This window comes from Streptomyces sp. M2CJ-2 (assembly GCF_016757295.1).
Classification (GTDB): domain Bacteria; phylum Actinomycetota; class Actinomycetes; order Streptomycetales; family Streptomycetaceae; genus Streptomyces.
Window position 1 is genome coordinate 1,224 of sequence record NZ_JAESIF010000178.1, and the last position, 1,841, is coordinate 3,064.

1 protein-coding gene and 1 pseudogene are annotated in these 1,841 nt (G+C 68.4%); both read left to right on the forward strand.

All coding sequences use genetic code 11. The annotated features are described in order from the left end of the window. Nucleotides 1-241 (forward strand): annotated as a pseudogene (locus JL475_RS41005) (alpha-1,4-glucan--maltose-1-phosphate maltosyltransferase); the annotation flags it as partial. After that, on the forward strand, nt 238-1,841 hold a 1,604-nt coding region (gene treS, locus JL475_RS38450), incomplete at its 3' end, for a maltose alpha-D-glucosyltransferase (RefSeq protein ID WP_202282840.1). The pseudogene JL475_RS41005 and the gene treS, both read left to right, overlap by 4 nt.

The window sequence follows — 1,841 nt, forward strand, 5'->3', positions numbered from 1 at the left end:
GCTGGTGGTCGCCAACCTCGACCCGCACCGCACCCAGGAGGCCACCGTCTCGTTGGACATGCCGCAACTCGGCCTGGACCGGCACGAGTCGGTGCCGGTGCGCGACGAGCTCACCGGCGAGACCTATCACTGGGGCAACACCAACTACGTGCGCCTGGAACCGGGGCGGGCTCCTGCTCATGTCCTGCACGTCCAGCGACCGACCGCCGCACAGCGAGCCGGAGGGGCGGGAACGCCATGACCGTGAACGAGCCCGTACCGGACACCTTCGAGGACACCCCGGCGAAAGACCGCGACCCGGACTGGTTCAAACGGGCCGTCTTCTACGAGGTCCTCGTCCGTTCCTTCCAGGACAGCAACGGCGACGGCATCGGCGACCTGAAGGGACTGACCGCCAAACTCGACTACCTGCAGTGGCTCGGCGTCGACTGCCTGTGGCTGCCCCCCTTCTTCCAGTCCCCGCTGCGCGACGGCGGCTACGACGTCTCCGACTACACCGCCGTCCTGCCCGACTTCGGCGACCTCGCCGACTTCGTCGAGTTCGCCGACGCCGCCCACCAGCGCGGCATGCGCGTCATCATCGACTTCGTCATGAACCACACCAGCGACCAGCACCCCTGGTTCCAGGAGTCCCGCAAGGACCCCGACGGCCCCTACGGCGACTACTACGTCTGGGCCGACGACGACAAGCAGTACCCGGACGCCCGGATCATCTTCGTCGACACCGAGGCCTCCAACTGGACCTACGACCCGGTGCGCGGACAGTACTACTGGCACCGCTTCTTCTCCCACCAGCCGGACCTCAACTACGAGAACCCGGCCGTCCAGGAGGAGATCCTGGCGGCCCTGCGCTTCTGGCTGGACCTGGGCATCGACGGCTTCCGGCTGGACGCGGTGCCCTACCTCTACCAGGCCGAGAACACCAACTGCGAGAACCTGCCCGCCACCCACGCCTTCCTCAAGCGGGTGCGCAGGGAGATCGACGCCCAGTACCCGGACACCGTGCTGCTGGCGGAGGCCAACCAGTGGCCGGAGGACGTCGTCGACTACTTCGGCGACTACCGGGCCGGCGGCGACGAATGCCACATGGCCTTCCACTTCCCGGTCATGCCCCGCATCTTCATGGCGGTGCGCCGCGAGTCGCGCCACCCGGTCTCCGAGATCCTGGCCAAGACCCCCGCCATCCCCGCCGGCTGCCAGTGGGGCATCTTCCTGCGCAACCACGACGAGCTGACCCTGGAGATGGTCACCGACGAGGAACGCGACTACATGTGGGCCGAGTACGCCAAGGACCCCCGCATGCGCGCCAACATCGGCATCCGCCGCCGGCTGGCCCCGCTGCTGGACAACGACCGCAACCAGATCGAGCTGTTCACCGCCCTGCTGCTGTCCCTGCCCGGCTCGCCGATCCTCTACTACGGCGACGAGATCGGCATGGGCGACAACATCTGGCTCGGCGACCGCGACGCGGTGCGCACCCCGATGCAGTGGACCCCCGACCGCAACGCCGGCTTCTCCTCCTGCGACCCGGGCCGGCTGTTCCTGCCCACCATCATGGACCCGGTCCACGGCTACCAGGTCAGCAACGTGGAGGCGTCCATGGCCTCGCCGTCCTCGCTGCTGCACTGGACCCGCCGCATGATCGAGATCCGCAAGCAGAACCCCGCCTTCGGCCTGGGCTCCTACACCGAGCTGCCGTCCTCCAACCCGGCCGTGCTGGCCTTCCTGCGCGAGGCCCCCCCGAACGGGGAAGGCGGGGACGACCTGGTGCTCTGCGTGAACAACTTCTCCCGCTTCGCCCAGCCCACCGAGCTCGACCTGAGCGCCTTCCAGGGCCGGCA